General features: G+C 64.6%; 22 protein-coding genes, 2 tRNA genes and 3 pseudogenes. 21 read left to right on the top strand and 6 right to left on the bottom strand.

Annotated elements, in window-relative coordinates; all coding sequences use genetic code 11:
- The first annotated feature begins 34 nt into the window (after positions 1 to 34).
- Together BRAD3257_RS20405 and BRAD3257_RS40365 are read left to right on the top strand one after the other, a co-directional pair.
- A tRNA-Cys gene (locus tag BRAD3257_RS20405) sits at positions 35 to 108 on the top strand.
- A gap of 179 nt (positions 109 to 287) precedes the next feature.
- Complete coding sequence (locus BRAD3257_RS40365; protein WP_164937083.1) at positions 288 to 434, top strand: hypothetical protein; 147 nt, start codon at positions 288 to 290, stop codon at positions 432 to 434.
- Positions 435 to 478: 44 nt separating this feature from the next.
- Here the strand turns inward: BRAD3257_RS40365 and BRAD3257_RS20395 are convergent, their stop codons facing one another.
- The gene (locus BRAD3257_RS20395; RefSeq protein WP_122403293.1) at positions 479 to 676 is read right to left on the bottom strand and encodes a hypothetical protein; all 198 of its coding nucleotides are present in this window, start codon (positions 674 to 676) and stop codon (positions 479 to 481) included.
- Between the two features lie 259 nt (positions 677 to 935).
- Between BRAD3257_RS20395 and BRAD3257_RS41980 the strand changes: the two are divergent.
- The 8 genes and pseudogenes from BRAD3257_RS41980 to BRAD3257_RS20355 all read left to right on the top strand — a co-directional run bounded on the left by BRAD3257_RS41980 (position 936) and on the right by BRAD3257_RS20355 (position 9,005).
- Positions 936 to 1,195, top strand: a pseudogene (locus BRAD3257_RS41980) (hypothetical protein).
- 264 nt (positions 1,196 to 1,459) lie between these two features.
- Positions 1,460 to 1,659: pseudogene (locus BRAD3257_RS20385) on the top strand (acetamidase/formamidase family protein); the annotation flags it as partial.
- 406 nt (positions 1,660 to 2,065) lie between these two features.
- Positions 2,066 to 2,140, top strand: a tRNA-Asn gene (locus tag BRAD3257_RS20380).
- Between the two features lie 209 nt (positions 2,141 to 2,349).
- Positions 2,350 to 2,529: a hypothetical protein gene (locus BRAD3257_RS20375; protein WP_122406676.1), complete on the top strand. Its 180-nt coding sequence runs from the start codon at positions 2,350 to 2,352 to the stop codon at positions 2,527 to 2,529.
- 137 nt (positions 2,530 to 2,666) lie between these two features.
- Positions 2,667 to 3,329 carry a protein-L-isoaspartate O-methyltransferase family protein gene (locus BRAD3257_RS20370; RefSeq protein ID WP_122403292.1) on the top strand — a complete coding sequence of 221 codons (663 nt, stop codon included), beginning with the start codon at positions 2,667 to 2,669 and terminating at the stop codon, positions 3,327 to 3,329.
- A gap of 204 nt (positions 3,330 to 3,533) precedes the next feature.
- The gene (locus tag BRAD3257_RS20365) at positions 3,534 to 4,919 is read left to right on the top strand and encodes a TolC family outer membrane protein (protein WP_122403291.1); all 1,386 of its coding nucleotides are present in this window, start codon (positions 3,534 to 3,536) and stop codon (positions 4,917 to 4,919) included.
- A 304-nt stretch (positions 4,920 to 5,223) separates the two neighbouring features.
- Positions 5,224 to 5,973, top strand: coding sequence for a PopZ family protein (locus BRAD3257_RS20360; RefSeq protein ID WP_162500282.1), 750 nt, complete (start codon positions 5,224 to 5,226; stop codon positions 5,971 to 5,973).
- 155 nt (positions 5,974 to 6,128) lie between these two features.
- Positions 6,129 to 9,005, top strand: coding sequence for a valine--tRNA ligase (locus tag BRAD3257_RS20355; protein ID WP_122403289.1), 2,877 nt, complete (start codon positions 6,129 to 6,131; stop codon positions 9,003 to 9,005).
- 1 nt (position 9,006) lies between these two features.
- Here the strand turns inward: BRAD3257_RS20355 and BRAD3257_RS20350 are convergent, their stop codons facing one another.
- Entirely contained in the window at positions 9,007 to 9,609 is a 603-nt protein-coding gene (locus BRAD3257_RS20350) for a DNA-3-methyladenine glycosylase (RefSeq protein ID WP_122403288.1), read from the bottom strand.
- Between the two features lie 130 nt (positions 9,610 to 9,739).
- Here BRAD3257_RS20350 and lipA point away from each other — a divergent pair, with 130 nt between their 5' ends.
- Together lipA and BRAD3257_RS20340 are read left to right on the top strand one after the other, a co-directional pair.
- Positions 9,740 to 10,696, top strand: a complete 957-nt coding sequence (gene lipA, locus BRAD3257_RS20345) for a lipoyl synthase (protein ID WP_122403287.1) — start codon at positions 9,740 to 9,742, stop codon at positions 10,694 to 10,696.
- A 6-nt stretch (positions 10,697 to 10,702) separates the two neighbouring features.
- The gene (locus BRAD3257_RS20340; RefSeq protein WP_122403286.1) at positions 10,703 to 11,173 is read left to right on the top strand and encodes a type II toxin-antitoxin system RatA family toxin; all 471 of its coding nucleotides are present in this window, start codon (positions 10,703 to 10,705) and stop codon (positions 11,171 to 11,173) included.
- Between the two features lie 53 nt (positions 11,174 to 11,226).
- Here the strand turns inward: BRAD3257_RS20340 and BRAD3257_RS20335 are convergent, their stop codons facing one another.
- Both BRAD3257_RS20335 and BRAD3257_RS20330 read right to left on the bottom strand, forming a co-directional pair.
- Positions 11,227 to 11,835, bottom strand: a complete 609-nt coding sequence (locus BRAD3257_RS20335; protein ID WP_122403285.1) for a CinA family protein — start codon at positions 11,833 to 11,835, stop codon at positions 11,227 to 11,229.
- 4 nt (positions 11,836 to 11,839) lie between these two features.
- Entirely contained in the window at positions 11,840 to 13,036 is a 1,197-nt protein-coding gene (locus tag BRAD3257_RS20330) for a bifunctional 2-C-methyl-D-erythritol 4-phosphate cytidylyltransferase/2-C-methyl-D-erythritol 2,4-cyclodiphosphate synthase (protein ID WP_122403284.1), read from the bottom strand.
- A gap of 325 nt (positions 13,037 to 13,361) precedes the next feature.
- Between BRAD3257_RS20330 and dusB the strand changes: the two genes are divergently transcribed.
- The 3 genes from dusB to ntrC are packed head-to-tail and all read left to right on the top strand — an operon-like array spanning position 13,362 to position 16,939.
- Entirely contained in the window at positions 13,362 to 14,315 is a 954-nt protein-coding gene (gene dusB / locus BRAD3257_RS20325) for a tRNA dihydrouridine synthase DusB (RefSeq protein WP_244608022.1), read from the top strand.
- Complete coding sequence (locus BRAD3257_RS20320; RefSeq protein WP_027573361.1) at positions 14,312 to 15,487, top strand: two-component system sensor histidine kinase NtrB; 1,176 nt, start codon at positions 14,312 to 14,314, stop codon at positions 15,485 to 15,487. The genes dusB and BRAD3257_RS20320 overlap by 4 nt, the downstream gene beginning before the upstream one ends.
- 9 nt (positions 15,488 to 15,496) lie before the next feature.
- A complete protein-coding gene (ntrC, locus tag BRAD3257_RS20315) occupies positions 15,497 to 16,939 on the top strand; it encodes a nitrogen regulation protein NR(I) (RefSeq protein ID WP_122403283.1) in 1,443 nt (480 codons plus the stop codon).
- Between the two features lie 482 nt (positions 16,940 to 17,421).
- Here the strand turns inward: ntrC and BRAD3257_RS40360 are convergent, their stop codons facing one another.
- On the bottom strand, positions 17,422 to 17,568 hold the full coding sequence (locus BRAD3257_RS40360) for a hypothetical protein (protein WP_164936889.1): 147 nt from the start codon (positions 17,566 to 17,568) through the stop codon (positions 17,422 to 17,424).
- A gap of 178 nt (positions 17,569 to 17,746) precedes the next feature.
- Between BRAD3257_RS40360 and BRAD3257_RS20310 the strand changes: the two genes are divergently transcribed.
- The 5 genes and pseudogenes from BRAD3257_RS20310 (at position 17,747) to BRAD3257_RS41755 (ending at position 23,561) form a co-directional block, all read left to right on the top strand.
- The gene (locus BRAD3257_RS20310) at positions 17,747 to 20,098 is read left to right on the top strand and encodes a sensor histidine kinase (protein ID WP_122403282.1); all 2,352 of its coding nucleotides are present in this window, start codon (positions 17,747 to 17,749) and stop codon (positions 20,096 to 20,098) included.
- Positions 20,099 to 20,115: 17 nt separating this feature from the next.
- Entirely contained in the window at positions 20,116 to 21,486 is a 1,371-nt protein-coding gene (ntrX, locus tag BRAD3257_RS20305; protein WP_036039494.1) for a nitrogen assimilation response regulator NtrX, read from the top strand.
- Between the two features lie 243 nt (positions 21,487 to 21,729).
- The gene (gene hfq / locus BRAD3257_RS20300; protein WP_007591126.1) at positions 21,730 to 21,978 is read left to right on the top strand and encodes an RNA chaperone Hfq; all 249 of its coding nucleotides are present in this window, start codon (positions 21,730 to 21,732) and stop codon (positions 21,976 to 21,978) included.
- Between the two features lie 11 nt (positions 21,979 to 21,989).
- Entirely contained in the window at positions 21,990 to 23,366 is a 1,377-nt protein-coding gene (gene hflX / locus BRAD3257_RS20295) for a GTPase HflX (protein ID WP_162500281.1), read from the top strand.
- 49 nt (positions 23,367 to 23,415) lie between these two features.
- Positions 23,416 to 23,561 (top strand): annotated as a pseudogene (locus BRAD3257_RS41755) (GDCCVxC domain-containing (seleno)protein).
- 11 nt (positions 23,562 to 23,572) lie between these two features.
- On the opposite strand, the gene mazG reads toward BRAD3257_RS41755, so the two are convergent.
- Positions 23,573 to 24,397, bottom strand: a complete 825-nt coding sequence (gene mazG, locus BRAD3257_RS20290; RefSeq protein ID WP_122403280.1) for a nucleoside triphosphate pyrophosphohydrolase — start codon at positions 24,395 to 24,397, stop codon at positions 23,573 to 23,575.
- A 127-nt stretch (positions 24,398 to 24,524) separates the two neighbouring features.
- Between mazG and queC the strand changes: the two genes are divergently transcribed.
- Positions 24,525 to 25,241, top strand: coding sequence for a 7-cyano-7-deazaguanine synthase QueC (queC, locus tag BRAD3257_RS20285; protein WP_122403279.1), 717 nt, complete (start codon positions 24,525 to 24,527; stop codon positions 25,239 to 25,241).
- Positions 25,242 to 25,250 lie beyond the last annotated feature (9 nt).

The following is a 25,250-nucleotide window of genomic DNA, read 5'->3' as shown; positions in this document are numbered from 1 at the left end:
GCCATTGATCCCCTATATTGGTCCGCGCTTACGGGGCCACGTGGCGGAGTGGTTACGCAACGGTCTGCAAAACCGTGTACACCAGTTCAATTCTGGTCGTGGCCTCCATTACAAGTCTCTGATCTTCCAGGAAAAATGCAAGTTTGCCACAGTGGGCGGCGGAAGCTTGCAGGGCGCGCCTACCGGGTTTGCCCGGGGCTTGGCGGAAACTGGTGATTCAGGCCGATGGCATGGACTTCGCATCTGCGAAGTGACGCATGCCCCATCAACCGAGCGCTGGAGAGCACGTGGGCGAAATCGTCCGATTTGTTCCAAAATCCGAGCTGGAGCGGGCCCGTCTCATTCGTGAGGCGCGCGCGATCTATGACAGCATCTTTCCGCCGGCTGTCCCCGAGCGGGCGCCGCAGGACGGCGAGGAACGCGTCAAGAATTGATCGTGGTTGCGCCGCCGGCGCATCCGTTCACGGCGAGGCGGGCCTCAGCAGGCCGCGTACCAGCCGTCGGGGAAGGGCAGGAGGGGCCAGGCGCCCTCGTTGTCGTTGGCGGCCTTCAGAGTTTCCTTGGGTGTTGCGCCATACGACCACGAACGGGGCACGAATTCCTCCTCCGGCGCGGGCGCGAAGTCCTCAAAGACCATGGCGTCCCGGACAGGTAAGTTGAATTCGGCTTCGCTCATCACACCCTCGCAGAACGCGGATGGCGCAATGTCGCAAAGCCGGTTTGTTTCCGGATTGACCGGATCGTTCGCATTTTAACGATGCGGCGACCGGGACCCGATTGGTTAGCGATTCCTGAAAAAAATCCCCGGTAAACCCTACGTCCCGCCACGGCGCAGCCGGTGTGAAAGAGATCACATTCCCCGCGGATTATTCCTCCTACCTCTTCGCTCCATGCCGGCCAATGCAGGCCGGGGTGGGTAGAGCGGGAGACTGGTCATGAAGGCGAGGTTCTTGCGGTTTGCGGGCGTGAAAAGCCGGGCGCGTGGCGCCTCGACCGTCGGGCTGTTCCTGACGCTGTTCGCCTCCACCGTTCATGCCCAGGGAACAGCGGAGCAGCGGCGGGGCTGCACCCCGACGTCTACCGGCTCTGCGCCGGCGATATCCCCAACGTCTGCGCCATTACCGCGTGCCTGCGACCCAACCGGTCGAGCCTCAGCGAGGCCCGCCGTTCCGAGTGCGACCAGGCTGGTGGCTGAGCTGCCCCCGCTGTGGGTTTGTGCGCAGCAAGCGCATCGCACGGGCTCGCGAATCCGCCATGGTCAGCCTGTGGATATGCTGCGGACAAGACTGTGGAGGAGTGCTTGATCTGCTGTGGATGGCTGTCGTGGATGCTTCTTTTCGGCGTCCCACGGCTCGTGGTCCACGAACACATTTTGTGCAGTCGTTTGCCCAAATGCCGGGCGCGCTCCATCCAATTTTTTGTACGCCCGCGGACAAGCTTTTCGCGCCGCGCTCCCGCCGACCTTGCCGGCACCAGCCTCGAAGGGCTCGACCATCCCATGCTGGAGACCGATCACGCCTGGTCGTTCTACGGCTTCGCCTATCCGAACCATCTCGCGGCGCTCGACGCGGACGTCTCGACCGTGCGATGCGCGACGCGTTCCGAAAACTCCGCTGCTTCCTGATGACCGTGCATCGCCTCAGCGAGGACGAGGCGATCTGATATCGGCCGCCGTCGATTTCGGCGAATCCGACCCTTTGTGCCTGTCGGCGCGTATCCCGGATTACGCTGCGCTCCATCGGGCTACAAGACCTTGCGTGCCCGGACAAGGCCTTCGCCGCTTCCAAGACCACCGCGATCCAATCAGCGAATTATTGAACATCGACAGCAATGACGATGCGGAGAGAGTCGGGCGGCGCTACGACTCCGGCACCAAGACCACCTCGTTTCTCGCGGAATGATGTTTGGGACCGCCTAACCGGAGGAGGGGCCATTCCAGGCCCTCAGTCCAGGCCCTCAGTCCAGGCTCTTCCTGGGGCGCGTTGAGGATGAGGACGAATTCGTCCTTTGCAAGCGCAAGCGGCTTTGTTATACGCAGCCGCGCGCGAACGAACGGTTCGCCTTTTCCTCGGTAGCTCAGCGGTAGAGCATCCGACTGTTAATCGGATGGTCGCTGGTTCGAATCCAGCCCGGGGAGCCAAATCTTGCCGTAATTCAATGATTTGCGCTCGCATTCTCATGCGGCATGCAATCTTCTTGTCCTGATATTTGAAGACAGCATCCAAAATCCAGCACGGAATCGCTCTCAAACGGATGTGTGGGCGAGCGCGGTCGCGCCATGCGGACGGCGCCAAATCGACTTAATTCAAATCGAGCATGGTTGCGCCGGACAACAAGGAACTGATTCCCATGTCAGAGATCCAGGTCGACCATTCTTGTGTGGCCCCCTCGATTCTGCCGGCCCGCATTCCTGAGCTCAGCGACGATGAATGCCTCGCCTGTCTGGCGCGGGCGGTCGAGACGCCGGATTCGGCACGGCTGGACGAGGTCGCCGCTCTGATCGGCCGCCTCGCGGTGGCGATCGAATAAGGCTGGTCCGGCCCGCACCGAGAGTTGCGGAAGCCGTGGTCGCTTGAGGCCGACGGCCGTGTTGCCTTTTGACCAAGCATGCTTCAAAGATGCCGCGAATTTTCTCCGCGGCATTGTCCGCATTGCAGGGTCCGCAAATGTCCGGTTTTTCGACCGCGCGCCAAAAAATGGTCGATGGCCAGGTGCGCACCAATGACGTCACCGACCGCCGTATTCTCGACGCCATGCTCACGGTTCCGCGCGAGGCTTTCGTGCCGGCCGGCCGACAGGCACTTGCTTACCTCGATCTCGACCTCGACGTGAGCGAAGGCGCCACCAAACGGTTCCTGATCAAGCCAGCGCTGACTGGCAAGCTGCTTCAGGCCGCTGAAATCGGCGAGGGCGACAACGTGCTGGTTGTCGGCTGTGCGACGGGCTATCTCGCCGCGCTGACCGCCAAGCTCGCGCGGCAGGTCGTCGCGACCGAATGCGATTCGGCCTTGGCCGCGAAGGCTAAGGACGCCTTCACCGCCCTGGGACTTACCAATGTCACCTACAAGGCGGCGGCCTGCACCGACGGGGAACCGGCTGCTGCCCCCTATGATGTGATCGTCCTCAACGGCGCGGCCGAGGTGATGCCGGAAGCTCTGCTCGGGCAGCTGAAGGAGGGCGGGCGTCTGGTGGGGGTGTCGGCCGAATCGAGGCCGCCGCGCGCCACGATCGTGACCCGTACCCACGGTGAATTCGGCCATCGGGCCCTGTTCGATGCCGCAGCCCCGGTCCTTCCCGGGCTGGAACGGGCGGCTGCCTTCGTCTTCTGACGGCCCAAAAGCCGCCCAAATCCCGTTCTGAATCAGAAGTGTGGCCGGGATGCTGCACGTGAAGAGTTTCCACTGAGAACCACCCATAGGTGGTTCCGTCGCGCTTGACCGCGTCCTATGTTGCGGCGGGGCAACGACTCCAATCGTAGACGTAACCCAGCTCGCGGGCACGAGTTGGGCGTTAGAATGAACGGAAATTTTGGGATGCATGGGGTGAAGCTCTTCACCGGAGCTGCGGTTTCGGTCCTGCTGCTGGCGCTGGCCGGGCCGACGCCTGCCTTGGCGGATACGATCGAGGCCGCGCTGGTGCGCGCCTATCAGAACAATCCGCAGCTCAACGCACAGCGTGCCCAGGTGCGCTCGACCGACGAAAACGTGCCGCAGGCGCTGTCCGGATACCGCCCGAAGGTCTCGCTGACGGCGACCGGCGGTTATCAATATCAGGACTTGCAGAGTGGCGTCGGGACTAACTCAGTCTTCGGATCCAGATTCCCTCGCAGTGTTGGAGTCACCGCGACGCAGACGCTCTACAATGGCAACCAGACCGCCAACCGGACCCGTGCGGCGGAGAGTCAGGTGTCCGGTGCCCGCGAAGCGTTGCGCAGCCTCGATCAGACCGTGCTGCTCCAGGCCGCGACCACTTATATGGATTATCTGCGCGACGCCGCCACGCTGGAAGTCCAGCGCAGCAACGTACGCGTGCTCGAGCAGACGTTGAAGCAGACCCGTGACCGCTTCAACGTCGGCGAAGTGACCCGCACTGACGTTGCGCAATCGGAGGCGCAGCTGGCGGCCGGCAAGACGCAGGCGCTCACTGCCGAAGCGAATTTGACCACGACGCGGGCGAACTTCCGGCGGATCATCGGTAACGAGCCGACGAACCTCGCGCCGGGCTCGCCCGTCGATCGGTTCCTGCCTCCGACGCTTGCAGCTTCAATCGAGCTCGCCCTCATCGAGAACCCTAACGTCACGGCGAGCATGTACGGTATCGACGTCAATTATCTGCAGGTGAAAGTCGCCGAAGGTGCGTTGCTGCCGACGGTTTCGCTTCAGGCATCGGCCACGCGGGCCGACGAACAGTCCTTGATTCAGTTGCGCTCGTACACCGCATCGGCGATCGCGCAGCTCTCCGTGCCGATCTATCAGGGCGGCGGCGAATATTCGCTGATCCGCCAATCCAAGGAGAACCTGGCGCAGCAGCGCCTCAATCTGGAGACGACCCGCGATCAGGCTCGTGCCAACGTCGTGCAGGCGTGGGGCCAGTTGCAGGCTGCCAAGGCGCAGGTGCAGTCCGCGCAGGCACAGGTCACCGCCTCAGAGATCGCGCTGAACGGCGTCCGTGAAGAGGCCAAGGCTGGCCAGCGCACCACGCTCGACGTGCTCAATGCGCAGCAGGCGCTGGTCAACGCGCGTGTCGCACTCGTCACCGCACAGCACGATCGCGTGGTTGCGTCCTATTCCGTGCTCAGTGCCGTAGGCCGTCTATCGCCGCAGGTCCTTGGCCTGGCGACCACAACCTACGACCCCAGCGTTCACTATCATCAGGTCCGCGACAGCTGGGCTGGCGTGCGCACGCCCGACGGGCGCTGATTCCCGCAATGATCCGGTCGACCTCGCGAACAGCCGAGGTTGACCGGCGCTTTGCTTGCAATCGTCAAAATCCCTGACATAGCCTTGCCAAGATGATGCGGGTCGATTCGTCCCGCGTTGACGACGTGTGTGTAACGCTTGAGTGCCGGGAGCAGGGGCGCACCGCTGCACGTTGAGCCGTGATCTGGGGACAAGTCGGGCTGCCGCGACGAAAAATCACGGACCTCTCGTCCGGAACCGGCCAATCCTGTCCTGCTTGGTGTAAAACAACGCATGCGAGGGCGTTGATGATGTGGAGTCGGAGATGACGCAGCCTGCAAAGGTCACAGAACCCTCCATGGAGGAGATTCTGGCCTCGATCCGGCGCATCATTGCCGACGATGAGGCAAAGCCGCCGCCGGCTGAGGCCGCCAAGCCCGAGAAGGCTGCGGCGCCGAAGCCGCAGGCCGTGAACGACATCCCGACAGCCAAGGTCGCGCCCGCAAAACCTGCCGCCGAGAAGCCCGCGCCGCCAGAAGCGAAGCCGGCTCCGGCGCCGCCGCCAGCACCTGCGGCGGATGCATCCAACAGCCAGGACGACATCGACGCGCTGCTGGCGGGGCTCGACGCGGCCACGCCTGCGCCCGAGGTCCGCGCTCCCGAACCAGAGCCTGAGCCCGACGTGCTCGAACTGACGGACGACATGGCGGTGGACCCGACACCGGCTCCGCCGCCGCCGAGCTTCCGCAAGGTCGAGCCGCGCGACGATCTCGAGTTCGCCGAATCGCCGTCCCCCCGTCCGACGCCGCCACCGTCCTACGCGCCGGTGGATTTTGACGCCCCGCCGCTGCCGCCGCAGCAGCCAATCCTCGCGCAATCGACCGTCTCCGCGGTCGAATCCGCCTTCAATTCCCTGGCCCATACGGTGCTCAGCAGCAATGCGCGGACGCTGGAGGATCTGGTCAAGGAAATGCTGCGGCCGATGCTGAAGTCCTGGCTCGACGACAACCTGCCGGGCTTGGTTGAACGCATCGTGAAGGCCGAAATCGAGCGGGTCTCGCGCGGCGGCAGATAGGGCCGCGGGTCGCGCGGCCCTGATATAGCCCCGCTTGTACGTCATATTGGCCGCGTCGACCGGGCCGGACAGCCCGTGCGCGCTGACCTTTTCGTTGACTTGTCCGTTGACTTGTCCGTTGACTTGGCCCCCTCGCGCGGCTTTCTAGCACCCCCATGATCGAGAAAAATTACCAGCCCGCCGATATCGAAACCCGCATGTCCGTCGTGTGGGAGGACAGCCTTGCCTTCAAGGCCGGCCGCCCCGACCGTCGCGACGCGGTGCCGTTCACCATCGTGATCCCGCCGCCGAACGTGACGGGCTCGCTGCACATGGGCCACGCCCTCAACAACACGCTGCAGGACATTCTGTGCCGTTTCGAGCGCATGCGCGGCCGCGACGTGCTGTGGCAGCCCGGCACCGATCATGCCGGCATCGCCACCCAGATGGTGGTCGAGCGGCAGCTGATGGAGCGCCAGCAGCCAGGCCGCCGCGAGATGGGCCGCGAGAAGTTTCTGGAGCGGGTCTGGCAGTGGAAGGCCGAGAGCGGCGACACCATCATCAACCAGCTCAAGCGCCTCGGCGCCTCCTGCGACTGGTCGCGCGAGCGCTTCACCATGGACGAAGGCCTGTCGAAGGCCGTCGTCAAGGTGTTCGTCGAGCTGCACCGCGAGGGTCTGATCTACAAGGACAAGCGGCTGGTGAACTGGGATACCAAGCTGCTCACTGCCATCTCCGATCTCGAAGTGCAGCAGGTGGAGGTCAAGGGCAGCCTCTGGTATCTGCGCTATCCGATCGAGGGCAAGACCTTCAGCCCCGAGGATCCCGCGAGCTTCGTCGTTGTCGCCACCACGCGCCCGGAGACCATGCTCGGCGATACCGGCGTTGCCGTGCATCCCGAGGACGAGCGCTATCGGCAGCTGATCGGCAAGAACGTCATCCTGCCGCTGGTCGGCCGCAAGATCAAAATCGTCGCCGACGAATATTCCGATCCGGAGAAGGGCTCGGGCGCTGTGAAGGTGACGCCGGCGCACGACTTCAACGATTTCGAGGTCGGCAATCGCCACGGCCTGCGCCGGATCAGCGTGCTCGACAGGGAAGGCTGTCTCGATCTCATCGACAACGAGGATTACCTGCGCGACCTGCCCGAAGGCGCCGCGCAGTTCGCCGAGGAGTTCCACAAGGTCGATCGCTTCGCCGCGCGCAAGCGTCTCGTCGAGCGGCTGGAATCGTTCGGCTTCGTCGAGCGGATCGAGCCTCACACCCACATGGTGCCGCATGGCGATCGCTCCAACAGCGTGATCGAGCCGTATCTGACCGACCAGTGGTATGTCGACGCCAAGACGCTCGCTAAGCCTGCGATCGCGGCGGTGCGTTCGGGCGAAACGACGTTCGTGCCAAAAAACTGGGAAAAGACCTATTTCGACTGGATGGAGAACATCCAGCCCTGGTGCATCTCGCGTCAGCTCTGGTGGGGTCACCAGATCCCGGCCTGGTATGGTCCTGACGGTAAGGTATTCGTCGCCGAGACCGAGGAAGAGGCCGTCAGCAATGCGCTCGGCTACTACGTCGAGCAGGAGGTCATCACGGCCGAGCAGGGGCGCGAGATGGCGCTCGACCGCAACAAGCGCGAAGGCTTCATCACCCGTGACGAGGACGTTCTCGATACCTGGTTCTCCTCGGCGCTGTGGCCGTTCTCGACTCTCGGCTGGCCCGACGACACGCCCGAAGTGCAGCGCTACTATCCGACCAATGCGCTGGTGACCGGCTTCGACATCATCTTCTTCTGGGTCGCCCGCATGATGATGATGGGCCTGCACTTCATGAAGGAGGTGCCGTTCTCGACTGTCTACATCCACGCCCTCGTCCGCGACGAGAAGGGCGCCAAGATGTCGAAGTCGAAGGGCAACGTCATCGATCCCCTGCATCTGATCGACGAATACGGCGCGGACGCGCTTCGCTTCACGCTGGCCGCGATGGCGGCGCAGGGGCGCGACATCAAGCTCGCCACCAGCCGCGTCGAGGGCTATCGCAACTTTGCGACCAAGCTCTGGAATGCGTGCCGTTTCGCCGAGATGAACCACTGTGCCGTGCCCGATGGCTTCGAGCCGGCGAAGGCGAAGGAGACGCTGAACCGCTGGATCGCGCACGAAACCGCGCACACCACGCGCGAGGTGACCGAGGCGATCGAGGCCTATCGCTTCAACGATGCCGCAGGCAGCATCTACCGCTTCGTCTGGAACGTCTATTGCGACTGGTATGTCGAGCTCGCAAAGCCCGTGCTGCTCGGCCCGGACAGCCCCGCCAAGGACGAGACCCGCGCCATGGTCGCCTGGGCGCGCGACGAGATCCTCAAGCTGTTGCACCCCTTCATGCCCTTCATCACCGAAGAGCTGTGGGAGGTGACGGCCGAGCGCGACGGCCTGCTCGCATTGGCGCCGTGGCCGCTGAAGCCGTCTCAGCCTTCGCCGGAGCAGCTCGCGATGCTCGCCGCGGCCGCCGGGCCGACCGATCCGCTGATCTCGCCGGCCCTGGTCATGCCGATCTTCGACCATGCCGACTTCACCGACCCCAGGGCGGAAGCCGAGATCGGCTGGGTGATCGACCTCATCACCCAGATCCGCTCGGTGCGCGCCGAGATGAACATCCCGCCGGCGACGCTGACGGCGCTCGTGCTTGCCGGCGCCTCGGCCGAGACCCGGGAGCGGGCGCCGCGCTGGACCGACGTCATCAAGCGCATGGCGCGGCTGTCGGAGATCTCCTTCGCCGACCGTGCGCCCGACGGCGCGGTGCAGCTGCTGGTGCGCGGCGAGGTGGCTGCGTTGCCGCTGAAGGGCGTCATCGATGTGGCCGCCGAGCGCGCGCGTCTCGACAAGGAGATCGCGAAGGCGGACGCTGACATCAAGCGTGCCGAATCCAAGCTGGCCAACGAGAAGTTCGTCGCCAACGCGGCCGAGGAGGTCGTCGAGGAGGAGCGTGAAAAGCGCGAGGCCGCGCTGGCGCGCAAGGCCAAGCTGCTCGAGGCACTGGAGCGGCTGAAGCAGGCGTCGTAGCCTACCTCGGAAACGGCTTGCTCAAAAACTTCGAGCCCTTGACGCCATAGCGCCAGGGCAGCTCGACAGCCTTGGTGATGCCGATGCGGATGCCGGCTGCGACCTCCACATCTTCCGTCCGCGCATGCAGCGTGATCGGTGGGCGGTCCAGCGGCAGGGCGTTGTGCGCGATGGTGATGCCGAGCGCTTCGGTCAGCTTGCCCGGGCCCGAGCACAGTGCGTGCACGTCCTGAAGGTGGCGGCGGCGGCGCATCGTCGCAATGCCATGCGTCGGCTCCAGCGCGCGGATCAGCACGGCGCTGGCCGAGCCTTCCTCCTCGCAGACGAAGTTTACGCACCAGTGGATGCCGTAGGAGCGATAGACATAGGCATAGCCGGGCGGGCCGAACATCACCCGGTTCCGCGGCGTCTGGCCATTGTAGGAGTGCGCCGCCGGCTCGGTATGATGATAGGCCTCGACCTCGACGATGATCCCGCCAACGCCGTCGACCAGCATGGTTGCGCCAATCAGGTCGTGGGCGACCTCGCGCACGTTGCGCGCGAAAAAGGCACGCTTGAGGGCCTTGCCAAGCCTGGGTGTGGAAGGTTTCGAGACTGGAGCCATTCGAGGAGAGAATCGCCTGAGAACAGAGCAGGATATTGCCCATATCTGCCATGTTCTCTGAAGTGGTGCGAGCCGGGTTGCGATGCCAGGCCAGACCGACTAGGTAGGACCTGAACAGACCGGACACCCCATGGTCGTTATTGTCGATACCATCTCGAACCCGCTGCGTCCGCGCCACCCTGAAAAGGTGAATCGTCCTGATTCCGCTTCGCCGCCGAAGCCGGACTGGATCCGCGTGCGCGCGCCCAATACCCGCGGCTACGCCGACACCCGCAACATCGTGCGCGCCAACGGCCTGCACACGGTGTGCGAGGAGGCGGGATGCCCGAACATCGGCGAGTGCTGGGACAAGAAGCACGCGACCTTCATGATCATGGGCGACACCTGCACCCGGGCCTGCGCCTTCTGCAACGTCAAGACCGGCCTGCCGAATGCACTGGATGCGGCCGAGCCGCAGAATGTCGCCGAGGCCGTGGCCAAGCTCGGTCTCGCCCACGTCGTCATCACCTCGGTCGACCGCGACGACCTCACTGACGGCGGTGCCGAGCATTTCGCGGAGACGATCCGCGCGATCCGGGCCGCGTGCCCTTCGACCACGATCGAGATCCTGACGCCCGACTTCCTGCGCAAGGAGGGCGCGCTCGAAATCGTGGTCGCGGCCAAGCCGGACGTCTTCAACCACAATCTCGAGACCGTGCCGTCGCGTTATCTCACGGTGCGTCCGGGCGCGCGCTACTTCCACTCGATCCGGCTGTTGCAGCGGGTCAAGGAGCTCGATCCCTCCATCTTCACCAAGTCCGGCATCATGGTCGGCCTCGGCGAAGAGCGCCACGAGGTGCTGCAGGTGATGGACGATCTGCGCTCGGCGGACGTCGATTTCCTCACCGTCGGGCAATATCTCCAGCCGACTCGCAAGCACCACGCGGTGATGCGCTACGTGCCGCCGGACGAGTTCAGCTCTTACGAGAAGGTCGCCTACACCAAGGGGTTCCTGATGGTGTCGGCGAGCCCGCTCACCCGCTCGTCGCATCATGCCGGCGAGGACTTTGCGAGATTGAAGGCCGCGCGGGCCGCGATTGCCCGCTGAACCGATATGCCCCGTTTTTCGAGCAAGCGCCGTGTCAATCACAGCGCACCCGAGATGTTCGATCTGGTCGCCGATATCGAGCGCTACCCGGAATTCGTGCCGCTGTGCAGCGCGCTGAGGGTGCGCCAGCGCATGGCAAAGCCCGACGGCACCGAGGTGCTGGTCGCCGACATGACGGTGTCGTTCAAGCTGGTCAAGGAATCCTTCACCAGCCGGGTGACGCTCGATCGCGCCAATCTGAAGATCCTGGTCGAATATCTGCAAGGTCCTTTCAGCAATCTCGAAAACCGCTGGACGTTCGAGCCCAAGGGCGAGGGCGTCTGCGACGTCGGATTCTTCCTCGCCTACGAATTCAAGAGCCGCATGCTGGCGATGCTGATGGGTTCGATGTTCGACGCCGCCTTCGCGCGGTTTTCCACCGCCTTCGAGAAGCGGGCAGACGCGATCTACGGTCGGCCGAAGCTGGCGCAGTCGTAGAATGGGTAGAGCGAAAGTGCTCTACCGATACTTGTACCCGCGCTACGGGAACATCAGCCCCGCGGCGAACGTGGCGGCCTGCGCTTCACCGCATGCCGGCGCGGCGAGCGGGTCACGCGCGGGCGCAGGCGGCTTGCGGCGGTACGTTGCGGCTTGGCCGCGATCTGCGGTCCGCGGGCGAGGTCCATCAGCATGCGCAGCGCCTCGACCACGGAGCGGGCGCGCACCGCGCTGCGGCCGATCGCGCCGAAACGGTGCTCGCGATGGATGATGCGGCCATCACGCGCGGCGGCGGCGAAGTGCACGAGGCCAACGGGCTTGCCGGGCGTGGCACCGCCGGGGCCGGCAATGCCGGTGATCGCGACGGCGAGATCGACATCAGCGCGCTCCAGCGCGCCGATCGCCATGGCGGTCGCGGTCTCCTTGCTCACCGCGCCGAAATTCGTCAGCGTGCTGGCTTCGACCCCTAACATCGCGCGCTTGGCGTCGTTGGAATAGGTGACGAAGCCGCGGTCGATGACGTCCGAGGAGCCTGGGATATCGGTCAGTGCGCCGGCAACGAGCCCGCCGGTGCAGGATTCAGCGGTCGCGATCGTCAGCTTGCGCATCCGGCACAGATCGAGCAGCGAGCGGGCAATGGCGCGTGCGTCGCTGCCGCCCATGGCCTCACATGCTCCAAGTCTTTTCGTTGAACGGCAGGCGAATGGTGGCGCTCGCGGTGGCCGCGATGCCTTCCTCGCGGCCGGTGAAGCCGAGGCGCTCGCTGGTGGTAGCCTTCACCGCCACGCGCGAAATGTCGACGCCTGAGATCTCGGCAATGCGCGCGCGCATGGTGTCGCGCAAGGGGCCGATCTTGGGCCGCTCGCAGATCAGCGTCACCTCGAGATTGGCGATGCGGCCGCCGCGCTGGGCGACGCGCTCGATAGCGTATTTCAGGAACTGGTCGGAGGAGGCGCCCTTCCATTTCGCATCGCTCGGCGGGAAGTGCGAGCCGATGTCGCCGTCGGCGAGCGCGCCGAGGATGGCGTCGACCAGTGCATGCAGGCCGACATCGCCGTCGGAGTGCGCCAGGAAGCCCTTGCTGTGCGGCACGCGCACGCCGCAGATCATGACGTGGTCGCCTTCGCCGAAGGCGTGCACGTCATAGCCGGTGCCGGTCCTGATGTCGCCCAGCTGGGCAGCCAGGCGCGCCTCTTCGCGCACGAAATCCTCGGGAGTGGTGAGCTTCATATTGGCAACATCGCCTTCAAAGGTTGCAACCGTCAATCCCGCCCATTCGGCAATCGCGGCATCGTCGGTGAAATCCGAGCGCCCGTCCTTCGCGGCGCGACGATGCGCCTCCAGGATGACGTCGAAACGAAAGGATTGCGGCGTCTGTGCGATGCGCAGGCGAGCGCGGTCGGGCGTGTCCTCGACATTGCCGCTCTCACCGGTGATCTTGATGGTGTCGGTGACGGGAACGACGGGAATCGCGGCTCCGGTGCGGCTCGCCGCCTCGATCGCGCGCGAGATCACCCCGTCAGAGACGAAGGGACGCGCTGCGTCGTGGATCAGCACGATATCCGGCTCGTGCTTCGCCAGCGCCTCGAGACCGGCAAGCACCGAAGCCTGCCGCGTCGCGCCGCCATTGGTCGGCGGCTCGTGCTTCAGCCCTGCGACCGCCGCGGCGAACATGGCGGTGTCGTCGGGGTTCACCACCGGCTGCACTGCGAACACATCAGGATGGCGGCTGAAGGCTTCCATGGCGCGATAGATCACAGGCAGGCCGCCAATCTCGCGATATTGCTTCGGCCCGCCGGCGCCGGCGCGCAGGCCGCGTCCAGCCGCCACGAGGACGACAGCGGTGCGTTGTGATTTCGCCATAGGACTCAAATACTCAATTGCCAATGAAAGGGCAGGGGGTGATTTGCCGGCATGCCTCTAGCACGGCAAGCCCGCAAAAAAAGGGGATTTCCCGGGATTGTGGGAAACAGCATTTTGCTGCACTGCACTTGAAAGATTTGCAGAACTGTCTAAACTGTAGGCATGACGCTTGACTGCACAAGAATTGTGCGCAAGATAGATCATGGCAGGCGCAATGACGCCCTGCTCAGTCAACGAGACCCCCGTGACCGGCTCGGCAGTATCAGGCTCTAAGCCGTTGAAAATAGGCGATATTGAAGTCGCCACCCCGGTCTTCCTGGCGCCGATGTCAGGTGTGACTGACTCGCCCGTCCGCCGGCTGGCCGCCGAGCTTGGGGCCGGTCTCGTCGTATCCGAGATGACTGCAAGCGATGAGCTCGCCAATGGCCACTGGATGTCCCGGTTGCGTTGCGAAGCCACGGGAATCGGTCCGCACGTGGTCCAGCTTGCCGGCTGCGAGGCGCACTGGATGGCCGAAGGCGCCCGCATCGCGGAATCCGAGGGCGCCGACATCATCGATATCAACATGGGCTGTCCGGCCCGCCATGTCACCGGCGGCCAGTCCGGCTCGGCCTTGATGCGCGATCTCGACCACGCCGTCAGCCTGATCGACGCGACGGTCGCCGCGGTGAAGGTGCCGGTGACGCTCAAGATGCGGCTCGGCTGGGACGACCGTACGCGCAATGCGCCGGAACTGGCGCGGCGCGCTGAAGCCGCCGGCATCCGGCTCGTCACCGTTCACGGCCGCACCCGCTGCCAATTCTACAAGGGCGAGGCCGATTGGGATGCGATCCGCGCCGTGCGCGAGGCCATCTCCATTCCGCTCGTCGTCAACGGCGACATCACGTCCTATGAAAAGGCGCTCACCGCATTGGAAGCCTCAGGCGCCGACGCCGTGATGATCGGCCGCGGTGCGCAGGGCCAGCCCTGGCTGCCCGGTCAGATCGGCCGCCGCCTGCAGGGCGGGGCTGAGGAAGCTGCCCCCTCGCTCGAAACGCAGCTGCATTATGTCCGCACACTCTATGATGGCGTTTGCGCGCTCTATGGTCTGCGCATCGGTCTCAGGCATGCCCGCAAGCATCTGGGCTGGGCGCTCGATGTCGCAGCGCAGGCGAGCCGTGCGCCGGCCGAGAAGCTGAGATCCTGGCGCCAAAAGATCCTGGTCTCGGAGGATCCGCGCCTCGTTCACAATTCACTGCAAGACGCTTTCGACGACTTCGCATGGAGCGCCGCTGCATGAGCTCAGCCGCTGAACATCGTCGGCCGCTTCAGTCCGACAGCGACGCAATCCTGGATGCGTTGCCGAATCCCGTGCTCATGATCGGGCCGGACGGCAAGATCGTCGCCGCCAATATCGCGACCGAAGCTTTCTTCGAGATCTCGACGCAGTTCTTGAAGCGGCAGTCGTTGAAGGAACTGGTGCCGTTCGGCAGCCCCTTGCTGGCGCTGATCGACCAGGTGCGCTCGTCGAACTCGCCGGTCAACGAATACAAGGTCGATTTGGGTACGCCGCGCATGGGCGGCGATCGCCAGGTCGACCTGCACGTCGCGCCGCTCACCGAGCGTCCGGGCCACATCGTGGTGATGCTGCAGGAACGCACCATCGCCGACAAGATGGATCGACAGCTCACCCATCGCAGCGCCGCGCGCTCGGTGATAGCGCTAGCAGCAATGCTCGCGCATGAGATCAAGAATCCGCTTTCGGGTATTCGCGGCGCGGCGCAGCTCTTGGAGCAGCAGGCCTCGTCCGAGGACCGCATGCTGACGCGCCTGATCTGCGACGAGGCCGACCGCATCGTGACGCTGGTCGACCGCATGGAGGTGTTCGGCGACGAGCGTCCCGTGGTGCGCGGGCCCGTCAACATCCATTCGGTGCTCGACCACGTGAAGCGGCTGGCGCAGTCGGGCTTTGCCCGCAACATCCGCTTCATCGAGGACTACGATCCCTCGCTGCCGCCGGTGCTCGCGAATCAGGACCAGCTGATTCAGGTGTTCCTCAACCTCGTGAAGAACGCCGCAGAAGCCCTGATCGACGTGCCCGACGCCGAGATCCAGCTCACCACCGCGTTCCGCCCCGGCGTGCGCCTGTCAGTGCCTGGTCAAAAATCCCGGGTATCTCTGCCGCTCGAATTCTGCGTGAGGGACAATGGACCAGGCGTGCCCGACGATCTTCTGCCCAATCTGTTCGATCCCTTCGTGACCACCAAGCAGACTGGAAGTGGTCTCGGTTTGGCGCTGGTTGCAAAAATCGTCGGCGATCACGGGGGCATCATCGAATGCGAATCTCAGCCGCGCAAGACCACCTTCCGCGTGCTGATGCCGATGTATTCCACATCGGTCAAACATGCCGATCAAAGCAGTCGCGACGGCTCTGCCGGGAAGTCGTCGCCTGCATCACAGGGGGCAAAATGAGGATCAACGATGCCCGCAGGTAGCATTCTCGTAGCCGATGACGATACCGCCATCCGCACCGTTCTCAATCAGGCACTGTCCCGCGCCGGTTACGAGGTGCGGCTGACCGGCAATGCCGCAACGCTGTGGCGCTGGGTCAGCCAGGGCGAGGGCGATCTCGTCATCACCGACGTGGTGATGCCGGACGAAAACGCCTTCGACCTGTTGCCGCGGATCAAGAAGATGCGGCCGAATTTGCCCGTCATCGTCATGAGCGCGCAGAACACGTTCATGACGGCGATCCGAGCTTCCGAGCGCGGGGCTTACGAATATCTGCCGAAGCCCTTTGACCTCAAGGAGCTGATCGCCATCGTCGGTCGCGCGCTCGCCGAGCCGAAGGAGCGGACCTCGACGCCTGACGAGGATGCCGAGATGGAGGCGATCCCGCTGGTCGGCCGTTCGCCGGCGATGCAGGAAATCTACCGCGTGCTGGCGCGCCTAATGCAGACCGACCTCACCGTGATGATCACGGGCGAGTCCGGCACCGGCAAGGAGCTCGTGGCGCGCGCGCTGCACGATTACGGCAAGCGTCGCAACGGGCCGTTTGTCGCGGTCAACATGGCGGCGATCCCGCGCGATCTCATCGAGTCCGAATTGTTCGGCCACGAGCGCGGAGCCTTCACCGGCGCGAACACCCGCGCCTCCGGCCGGTTCGAGCAGGCCGAAGGCGGCACGCTGTTCCTGGATGAGATCGGCGACATGCCGATGGAGGCGCAGACCCGTCTGCTGCGCGTCCTTCAGCAGGGCGAATACACGACGGTCGGCGGCCGCACCCCGATCAAGACCGACGTGCGCATCGTCGCCGCCTCGAACAAGGACCTGCGCGTCCTGATCCAGCAGGGCCTGTTCCGCGAAGATCTGTTCTTCCGCCTCAACGTCGTCCCGCTGCGGCTGCCGCCTTTGCGCGAGCGCATCGAGGACCTGCCCGATCTCGTGCGTCACTTCTTCACGCTGGCCGAGAAGGACGGCCTGCCGCCGAAGAAGCTGGATGCGCTGGCGCTGGAGCGGCTGAAGCAGCATCGCTGGCCCGGCAACGTGCGCGAGCTGGAAAATCTCGCCCGGCGCCTCGCAGCGCTCTATCCGCAGGACGTGATCACGGCCTCCGTCATCGACGGCGAGCTCGCGCCCCCCTCGGTCAGTCCGGGCGCTGCGGTCCAGCAGGGCGTCGACAATCTCGGCGGCGCCGTGGAAGCGTATCTGTCCTCGCACTTCCAGGGCTTTCCGAACGGTGTGCCGCCGCCCGGCCTCTATCACCGCATCCTCAAGGAGATCGAGGTGCCGCTGCTCACGGCCGCGCTCGCTGCCACCCGCGGCAACCAGATCCGCGCCGCCGACCTGCTCGGTCTCAACCGCAACACGTTGCGGAAGAAGATCCGGGACCTCGACATCCAGGTGTATCGGAGCGGGGGCTGATTCCGCTCAGAGCCGAAGCTGGGCAGACGGCCGCTCTGAAAAAATCCGCTGGGTAGCTCGGTTGCTCGCAGGCGCTGCCGGCTGCTCCAGATCGGCTTGCGTGCTTCGGGGGACCGAGCAGCAACGCGGCGATCGCGAGCTGGATTCACACCTGCGCTGGGACGGCGGAACGCGGAGACCAGCGAGGCGCTGAACGAGCGATTGGCCAGAACCAGCGAGAACAATCCGAGCGCACGGGCTTCCACCTCGGCTATGCCGCGGCCGTGCGCCGCGATGTTGATGCGAGGACGCCGAGGGCACGCTCCACGCAAGTCCGCATTGGTTTGCCCGGCGGTGGCTCAGCTCCCCCTACCAAGGCAGAGCTGAGCCTGTCCGGATCGCGCTGGCCGTTGTGGCTGACGCGCTGAGCAGAAATCCCAATCGGCCTAAATGTTCCGCTTGCGTTCAAATGGGTCGTTCGGCCGCAACGCGCGGCATGACATCTATCTGACCGTTTGGCCGGATGCCGGCATCACGCTGGCGAGATTCACCGGGACCTGCTGAAGGGCGAGGCCGTTGACCAGGAGGTCGGCGGCCACGATCAGCAGAAGAACGGCCGAAACCATCGTCGCGAGAAAGATCCTATCCATGCCGGATCAAGCCGGGACGGCGGGAATCCGTTCCCGGCCGAATGGCATGTCCCTGTGGATTGCGCCGCTCCGCGGGGGGGGCAGACGCCGCGGAATTGTCGCAATTCGGCAACAATGTGGTACGAATACATCAGTACCCGCCCGTCGCGGACCCGTTTTCAGCACCACCATTGCCGGAATGACCAGCGCAGACACCTCGGCCGCACACTTTGACACGGCCCCAGCGGAAGAGCCCCGGCGTTGGTCGGTGCGGCGCTGGCTGGCACCCGTTGCCGTGGCGCTGGCGCTGCTGTCGGCCTTCCTGACCTTCCTGGTCCTGACCGGTCTCACCAAGATCGAGCCGACGCCCGAGGTGGTCCGCACGTTCTACCTGATCAATGCGGCCACGATCCTGCTGCTGGTCGGCATCATCATCCGCGAACTCTGGCAGCTGATCCTGGCGCGGCGGCGGGGCAGGGCGGCGGCGCGTCTCCATGTCCAAATCGTCAGCCTGTTCTCGATCGTGGCGGTGCTGCCGGCGGTGCTGGTCGCGGTCGTCGCCAACGTCACCATCGAGCGTGGCCTCGACCGGCTCTTCTCCGGGCCGACCAAGGAGGTGATCCAGAACTCGCTGACGATCGCGCGGGCCTATATGCAGGATCACGCGCAGCTGATCCGTGGCGACATCATCGGCATGGCCAACGACATCGCCCATGCCCGGCCGCTCTACGACCAGGACCGCCGCTCGTTCCGCGAGATGCTGACGGCGAGCGCCGCCTCCCGGAACCTGCCGGGCGCGATGATCATCGACAAGAACACCAACATCCTGGAGTCGGCCGACACCGGCATGCGGCTGGCTTATTCGCCGCCGGCGTCGGACTTTCTCAGCAATGTCAACGAGAACGAGCCCGAGATCGCGGTGCTCCCCGATGCGAGCTTCGTCGCCGCGGTGATCCGCCTGCGCGCCTTCAACGACACCTTCCTCTATGTCGCCCGTCCGCTCGACCCGAATGTCGTCAATCAGCTCAAGCAGACCGAAGTCAGCGTCGCCGAATACGCCCAGATCGAGTCACGCCGGCTCGGCATCCAGGTCGCGTTCGCGCTGATGTTCGCGGTGATCGCGCTGACCATTTTGATGGCCTCGGTGCTGATCGGCCTCAACTTCGCCAATTCGCTGGTCTCGCCGATCCGGCGGCTGATGAACGCGGCGCACACGGTCTCGACCGGCGACCTCCACGTCCAGGTGCCCGTGCACCAGTCGGAAGGCGATCTCGCCCAGCTGGGTGAGACTTTCAACAAGATGACGCAGGAACTGCGCAGCCAGCGCGACGAGCTCGTCAACGCCAGCGATCTCATCGATAGCCGCCGCCGCTTCATCGAGGCCGTGCTGTCCTCGGCGAGCGCCGGCATCATCGGCGTCGATACGTCCGGCAGTGTCGGCATCCTCAACCGCTCCGCCGAGAAGCTGATCGGGCACTCCGAAGCGGAGACCCTCGGCCATCCGCTCTCCGACGTGCTGCCCGAGCTCGACGAGATGATGAAGGCGGCGCGCGAAGGGACCCAGCGTCTGGTGCAGGGCCAGATCACGATCACCCGCGACGGCACCGAGCGCAATCTGTCGGTCCGCGTCAGTGCCGAGAAGAACCAGCCGCACGACAGCTACATCATCACGCTCGACGATATCACCGAGCTCGTCTCGGCCCAGCGCACCTCGGCCTGGGGCGACGTCGCGCGTCGCATCGCGCACGAGATCAAGAACCCGCTGACGCCGATCCAGCTCTCGGCCGAGCGCATCCGCCGCAAGTTCGGCAAGACCATCACCGAGGACAAGGACAAGCAGATCTTCGACCAGTGCACCGACACCATCGTGCGCCAGGTCGACGACATCAGGCGCATGGTCGACGAGTTCTCGCGCTTTGCGCGGATGCCCAAGCCTGTAATGGAAGGCGAGGACGTCGCGGACACCGTGCGGCAAGCCGTGTTCCTGATGAAGGTCGCCCATCCCGAGATCGACATCGAGGCCGCGTTCAAACAGGATCCGCTGCGCGCCCAGTTCGACCGGCGGCTGATCTCGCAGGCGGTCACCAACATCATCAAGAACGCCACCGAGGCGATCGAGCAGGTCCCGCCGGAAGAACTCGGCAAAGGCCGCATCGACGTCGTGGTGTCGCGCGAGGACGAAGACGTGTTGATCGACGTCATCGATAACGGCATCGGCCTGCCCAAGGTCGCGCGCTCGCGCCTGCTCGAGCCGTACGTCACCACGCGCGCCAAGGGCACCGGGCTGGGGCTGGCCATCGTCGGCCGCGTGCTGGAAGACCATGGCGGGCGCATCGAGCTGAAGGACGCCTCCGACTTCCGCGAAGGCCAGCGCGGCGCCTGGATGCGGATGCGCTTTGCCGTCTCGGGGCAACCCGCGAAGTCCGAGATGGTCGAGCAAACGCCGGCGGCCAAGGAAGCGGCCACGGAATCCGTCAAGAGCCAGCAAACCAAAGAGCCGGCTGAAAAGACCAATGATTCAACCAAAATCGAAGCCTCAACAGGCAGCTGACAACACAGGCGCGATCCATGGCAAGTGAAATTCTGATTGTCGATGATGAGGCCGATATTCGGGATCTCGTTGCGGGCATCCTCGAGGACGAGGGCTTCGTGACCCGGACCGCACGCGACAGCGATACGGCGCTCGCCGAGATCGCCAATCGCCGGCCGCATCTCGTGTTTCTCGATATCTGGCTGCAAGGCTCCAAGCTCGACGGCTTGCAGCTCTTGGAGCAGGTCAAGAAGGACAATGCCGATCTGCCCGTCGTGATGATCTCAGGCCACGGCAACATCGAGACCGCGGTCGCCGCGATCAAGCGCGGCGCCTACGATTTCATCGAGAAACCGTTCAAGGCCGACCGGCTGATCCTGGTCGCGACCCGTGCACTGGAGAACTCGCGGCTCAAGCGCGAGGTCAAGGAGCTGAAACAGCTCGCGCCGAGTGCCAGCCAGCTGGTCGGCCGTTCGCCAAGCATGAACCAGCTGCGCCAGACCATCGAGCGCGCCGCCAAAGCCAACAGCCGTATCCTGATCGTCGGCCCCGCTGGCGCCGGCAAGGAACTGACCGCGCGCACGCTGCATACGGCCTCGGGCCGCGCCGACGGTCCTTTCGTGGTGATCAATGCCGCCGCGATCACGCCCGAGCGCATGGAGCACGAGCTGTTCGGCGTCGAGCAGTCCAATGGCGAGCAGCCGCGCAAGCCCGGCGCGCTCGAGGAAGCCCATGGCGGCACGTTGTTCATCGACGAGATCGCGGACATGCCGCGCGAGACCCAGAACAAGATCTTGCGCGTGCTGGTGGAGCAGTCATTCCAGCGCGTCGGCGGCACTGCCAAGGTGCAGGTCGACGTGCGCATCATCTCATCGACCGCGCGCAATCTCGAAGAGGAGATCGCGGCGGGCCGTTTCCGGGAGGATCTCTACCACCGGCTCTCGGTGGTGCCGATCCGCGTGCCGGCGCTGTCGGAGCGGCGCGAGGACATTCCGGAATTGATCGACTACTTCATGGAGCAGATCTCGGCCGGCAGTGGCTTGCCCAAGCGTCAGATCGGGCAGGACGCAATGGCGGTGCTGCAATCGCATGTCTGGCCCGGCAATGTGCGCCAGCTCCGCAACAACGTTGAGAGAGTCATGATTCTGGCGGCAGGCGGACCCGAAGTGATCATCACGGCCGATATGTTGCCGCAGGACGTCGGCTCCATGGTGCCGGCGATGCCGACCAGCAACAATGGCGAGCACATCATGGGCCTGCCGCTGCGCGAAGCGCGCGAAGTGTTCGAGCGCGACTATTTGATTGCGCAGATCAGCCGTTTCTCAGGAAATATTTCTCGCACGGCTGAGTTCGTTGGCATGGAACGGTCGGCGCTGCATCGGAAGTTGAAGGCGCTCGGCGTCGGCTAGCGCCGCGACACTGCAGGCCGCCCTCGGGAATAGGCGAGGAAAATCATCGATTTCCGTAATTTTTCGGGGCAATAGGGCATGGCCTGCCGCGTGAAGCGGCTTGCCTAATATCCCGACCTGTCCTCTAATTGAAACGCTGTTCCTTCCGAGGGGGATCTCATGAGGGACGGCAACCGGGAGAGGCCTCGTCACAAGAGGCCGCAACCGGCGCAATAAAAAGAAACTCAAAGCGAGAAAAAAACAATGGCGGCAGACCGCGCACAAAACCTACAGGACACCTTCCTTAATCACGTTCGCAAAACCAAGACGCCACTGACGATCTTTCTGGTCAACGGAGTGAAGCTCCAGGGCATCGTGACCTGGTTCGACAATTTCTGTTTGCTGCTGCGGCGCGACGGTCATTCGCAGCTTGTCTACAAGCATGCGATCTCGACCATCATGCCCGGCGCTCCGATTCAGCTGTTCGAAGGCGGCGAGGACCAGCCGGCTTGAGAGTGATCTGATTGGAACCCCGGAATTTCAGCGGGGATGCTGACCGTCCGCGGTCAGCGGGGGCTCATACGGGGCGGGTGCTGGTCATCGGCCCCTATTTGCGAGTGCGCGCAGGGAATGCCGACGCGCAAGCGGATGGCTATGTCCTGCGCGACGTTGAGGCCCGCCTCGACGAGGCCGCGGGCCTCGCGCGCGCGATAGATCTCGTCATTGCCGACGCCATCATCGCGCCGGTCAGCCAGATCCGGCCCGCGACCTATATCGGCAAGGGCAAGGTCGAGGAGATCGCCGGACTGATCAAGTCCCTCGAGGTCGAGCTCGTGGTGATGGATTGCGCGCTGTCGCCGATCCAACAGCGCAACCTGGAGAAGGAATGGCACGCCAAGGTGCTCGACCGCACCGGGCTCATCCTGGAAATCTTCGGCCGGCGCGCCAAGACCAGGGAGGGCTCGCTCCAGGTCGAGCTTGCGCATCTCAACTACCAGCGCTCGCGACTGGTGCGCTCCTGGACCCATCTCGAACGCCAGCGCGGCGGTTTCGGCTTCATGGGCGGCCCGGGCGAGACCCAGATCGAGGCCGACCGCCGCCTGATCCAGGAGCGCATTTCCAAGCTCGAGAGCGAGCTGAAGAAGGTGCAGGCGACGCGGCGGCTGCATCGTGCGGGACGCCAGCGCGTGCCGTACCGCGTCGTGGCGCTGGTCGGCTACACCAATGCCGGCAAGTCGACGCTGTTCAACCGCCTGACGCGCGCCGACGTGCAGGCCGCCGACATGCTGTTCGCAACGCTCGATCCGACCCTGCGCGCACTCAATCTGCCGCATGGCGGCAAGGCGATGCTGTCCGACACCGTCGGCTTCATCTCCAACCTGCCGACCCAGCTCGTGGCCGCTTTCCGCGCCACGCTGGAGGAGGTGCTGGAGGCGGACGTCATCCTGCACGTGCGCGACATCTCGCATGAGGACGCCGAGGCGCAGCAGAGCGACGTCGACGCGGTGCTGCGCCAGCTCGGCATCAATCCCGACGATTCCGGCCGCATCATCGAGGTCTGGAACAAGATCGACCGTTTCGACCCCGAGCAGCGCGAAGAGCTGCTCAATATCGCCGCGCGCAGGCCGGAGGATCATCCGGCGATGCTGGTGTCCGCCGTGTCAGGGGAGGGCGTCGACGCACTGCTTGCCGCGATCGAGGAGCGCCTGGCCGCCAAGCGCACCACGCTCGATCTCTCCATCGACGCCGCCGACGGGGCCGGCATCAGCTGGCTGCATCGCAATGCCGAGGTGCTGGCGAAAGAGCTGCACGATGGCCGCTTCGATATGACCGTGCGAGTGGACGAGACCAAGCGGGACATCGTGGTGTCGAGGTTTGATGCCGTGCCGCACGCGATGTGATGCTCGTGAAACTGGTAGTCCGGGATGTCGCTATCAGTCGGCACAGATCATGCGCCCGACGCTTGCCAGTATTTCTACATTTGCAAAGGTTGCGGCAGGCAATTGCAGCCAAAGGCCGGCGATTGCTGTGTGTTCTGCTCATACGGGACAACGCCTTGTCCACGAAAGCAGAGCGAACATCGTTGCTGCTCATAGCGGCAATTCCGTCACCGGATCTCCTCCCGCTTCGCCGCATTCCAAAGCGCGTCCATCTCCGCGAGCGAGGCGTGCTCCAGCGTGCGGCCCTGCGCTTTCAGCGCGCGCTCGATATAGGCGAAGCGGCGTTCGAATTTGGCGTTGGTGGTGCGCAGCGCGGCTTCCGGATCGGCATCAACATGACGAGCGAGGTTGACCAGCGCGAACAGGAGATCGCCGGTTTCTTCCGCCAGCTCCTGTTTGTCGTTACGGTCCAGCGCGGCCTCGATCTCGTCGGTTTCCTCACGAATCTTTTGCAGCACCGCGCGCGGGTCGTTCCAGTCGAAGCCAACGGTGGAGGCTTTGCGCTGCAACTCCATGGCGCGGGTCAGCGCCGGCTGGCCGGCCTTGACGCCTGATAGCAGCGATTTGTGCGTCGTCGTCTCCTCCGGGGGCCGGCGTGCGGCGCGCTCGGCTTTCTCTTCGGCCTTGATGCGGTCCCAGACTTCCTTGACGTGAGAGGAGGCGAGATTGCCGTCCTTGTCGGCGAAGACGTGGGGATGGCGGCGGATCATTTTGCGGGTGATGGCCTCGACCACGTCCCCAAAATCGAACGCGTTCTGCTCCGACGCCATCTGGGCGTGGAACACGACCTGGAGCAGGAGATCGCCGAGCTCCTCTCTGAGATCGTCGAGATCGCCACGGGTGATGGCGTCCACCACCTCATAGGCTTCCTCGATCGTGTAGGGCGCGATCGTCGAAAAATCCTGCTCGAGGTCCCAGGGGCAGCCGGTCACCGGCGTGCGCAGCGCCGCCATGATCTCGATCAGGCGGGAAATGTCGCGGGAAGGGGTCATTGCGGGGCAGTCTCCTAGGCTCCAAGGCCTTATGCCAAAAGCGGGCCGCCGTTCCCAGCGGGGCGCAGCGGAACAGATCGATTTCCACCGATTGGCGGCCCCGTTCCATGGTGCTAAAGCGCGGGCCATGAGTGACGCATCATCCTCCGAAACCGCGCTGGTGCTGTTCTCCGGCGGCCAGGATTCCACCACCTGCCTCACCTGGGCGCTCAGCCGCTTTGCCCGCGTGGAGACGTTGGGGTTCGACTACGGCCAGCGCCATGCCATCGAGCTCGCCTGCCGTGACCGCCTGCTCGACGGCATCAAAGCGCTGCGCGCGGATTGGGCTGCAAAACTCGGCGAGAGCCATACCCTGTCGATTCCGACGCTCGCGGCCGTCTCCGAGACCGCGCTGACACGCGACGTCGCGATCGCGATGGGCGCGGACGGCCTGCCCAATACCTTCGTGCCGGGCCGCAACCTCGTGTTCCTGACCTTCGCCGCGGCGCTGGCCTATCGACGTGGGATCAGCCACATCGTCGGCGGCATGTGCGAGACCGACTATTCCGGCTATCCCGATTGCCGCGACGAGACCATCCGCGCCATGCAGGCGGCGCTCTCACTCGGCATGGCCAAGCAGTTCGAGCTGCATACGCCTCTGATGTGGATCGACAAGGCCGCGACGTGGAAGCTGGCGCATGATCTCGGCGGCGACGGCCTGGTCGATCTCATCCGCGAGCAGTCCCACACCTGCTATCTCGGCGAACGCGGCGCACAGCACGATTGGGGCTATGGCTGCGGCGAGTGCCCGGCGTGCAGCCTGCGGGCGAAGGGATGGCGGGAGTATGTGGCGGGGCGGAAATAGCGCTCCAAT

Source organism: Bradyrhizobium vignae (assembly GCF_900324035.1).
Lineage (GTDB): Bacteria > Pseudomonadota > Alphaproteobacteria > Rhizobiales > Xanthobacteraceae > Bradyrhizobium > Bradyrhizobium vignae.
The sequence above is the reverse complement of the archived record's forward strand: the minus strand, read 5'-3'. Positions and strand labels throughout refer to the sequence as shown.

What these genes read in the sequence shown, in the direction of transcription:
- BRAD3257_RS20395 (WP_122403293.1), bottom strand. Translation starts at nt 676, where the DNA reads ATGAGCGAAGCCGAATTCAACTTACCTGTCCGGGACGCCATGGTCTTT.
- BRAD3257_RS20320 (WP_027573361.1), top strand. Translation starts at nt 14,312, where the DNA reads ATGAGCTCAGCCGCTGAACATCGTCGGCCGCTTCAGTCCGACAGCGAC.
- BRAD3257_RS20370 (WP_122403292.1), top strand. Translation starts at nt 2,667, where the DNA reads ATGTCCGGTTTTTCGACCGCGCGCCAAAAAATGGTCGATGGCCAGGTG.
- BRAD3257_RS20350 (WP_122403288.1), bottom strand. Translation starts at nt 9,609, where the DNA reads ATGGCTCCAGTCTCGAAACCTTCCACACCCAGGCTTGGCAAGGCCCTC.
- lipA (WP_122403287.1), top strand. Translation starts at nt 9,740, where the DNA reads ATGGTCGTTATTGTCGATACCATCTCGAACCCGCTGCGTCCGCGCCAC.
- BRAD3257_RS20365 (WP_122403291.1), top strand. Translation starts at nt 3,534, where the DNA reads ATGCATGGGGTGAAGCTCTTCACCGGAGCTGCGGTTTCGGTCCTGCTG.
- BRAD3257_RS20335 (WP_122403285.1), bottom strand. Translation starts at nt 11,835, where the DNA reads ATGGGCGGCAGCGACGCACGCGCCATTGCCCGCTCGCTGCTCGATCTG.
- dusB (WP_244608022.1), top strand. Translation starts at nt 13,362, where the DNA reads ATGTCAGGTGTGACTGACTCGCCCGTCCGCCGGCTGGCCGCCGAGCTT.
- ntrX (WP_036039494.1), top strand. Translation starts at nt 20,116, where the DNA reads ATGGCAAGTGAAATTCTGATTGTCGATGATGAGGCCGATATTCGGGAT.
- BRAD3257_RS20330 (WP_122403284.1), bottom strand. Translation starts at nt 13,036, where the DNA reads ATGGCGAAATCACAACGCACCGCTGTCGTCCTCGTGGCGGCTGGACGC.
- queC (WP_122403279.1), top strand. Translation starts at nt 24,525, where the DNA reads ATGAGTGACGCATCATCCTCCGAAACCGCGCTGGTGCTGTTCTCCGGC.
- BRAD3257_RS20355 (WP_122403289.1), top strand. Translation starts at nt 6,129, where the DNA reads ATGATCGAGAAAAATTACCAGCCCGCCGATATCGAAACCCGCATGTCC.
- BRAD3257_RS20360 (WP_162500282.1), top strand. Translation starts at nt 5,224, where the DNA reads ATGACGCAGCCTGCAAAGGTCACAGAACCCTCCATGGAGGAGATTCTG.
- BRAD3257_RS20375 (WP_122406676.1), top strand. Translation starts at nt 2,350, where the DNA reads ATGTCAGAGATCCAGGTCGACCATTCTTGTGTGGCCCCCTCGATTCTG.
- BRAD3257_RS20310 (WP_122403282.1), top strand. Translation starts at nt 17,747, where the DNA reads ATGACCAGCGCAGACACCTCGGCCGCACACTTTGACACGGCCCCAGCG.
- hfq (WP_007591126.1), top strand. Translation starts at nt 21,730, where the DNA reads ATGGCGGCAGACCGCGCACAAAACCTACAGGACACCTTCCTTAATCAC.
- BRAD3257_RS20340 (WP_122403286.1), top strand. Translation starts at nt 10,703, where the DNA reads ATGCCCCGTTTTTCGAGCAAGCGCCGTGTCAATCACAGCGCACCCGAG.
- BRAD3257_RS40360 (WP_164936889.1), bottom strand. Translation starts at nt 17,568, where the DNA reads ATGGATAGGATCTTTCTCGCGACGATGGTTTCGGCCGTTCTTCTGCTG.
- mazG (WP_122403280.1), bottom strand. Translation starts at nt 24,397, where the DNA reads ATGACCCCTTCCCGCGACATTTCCCGCCTGATCGAGATCATGGCGGCG.
- ntrC (WP_122403283.1), top strand. Translation starts at nt 15,497, where the DNA reads ATGCCCGCAGGTAGCATTCTCGTAGCCGATGACGATACCGCCATCCGC.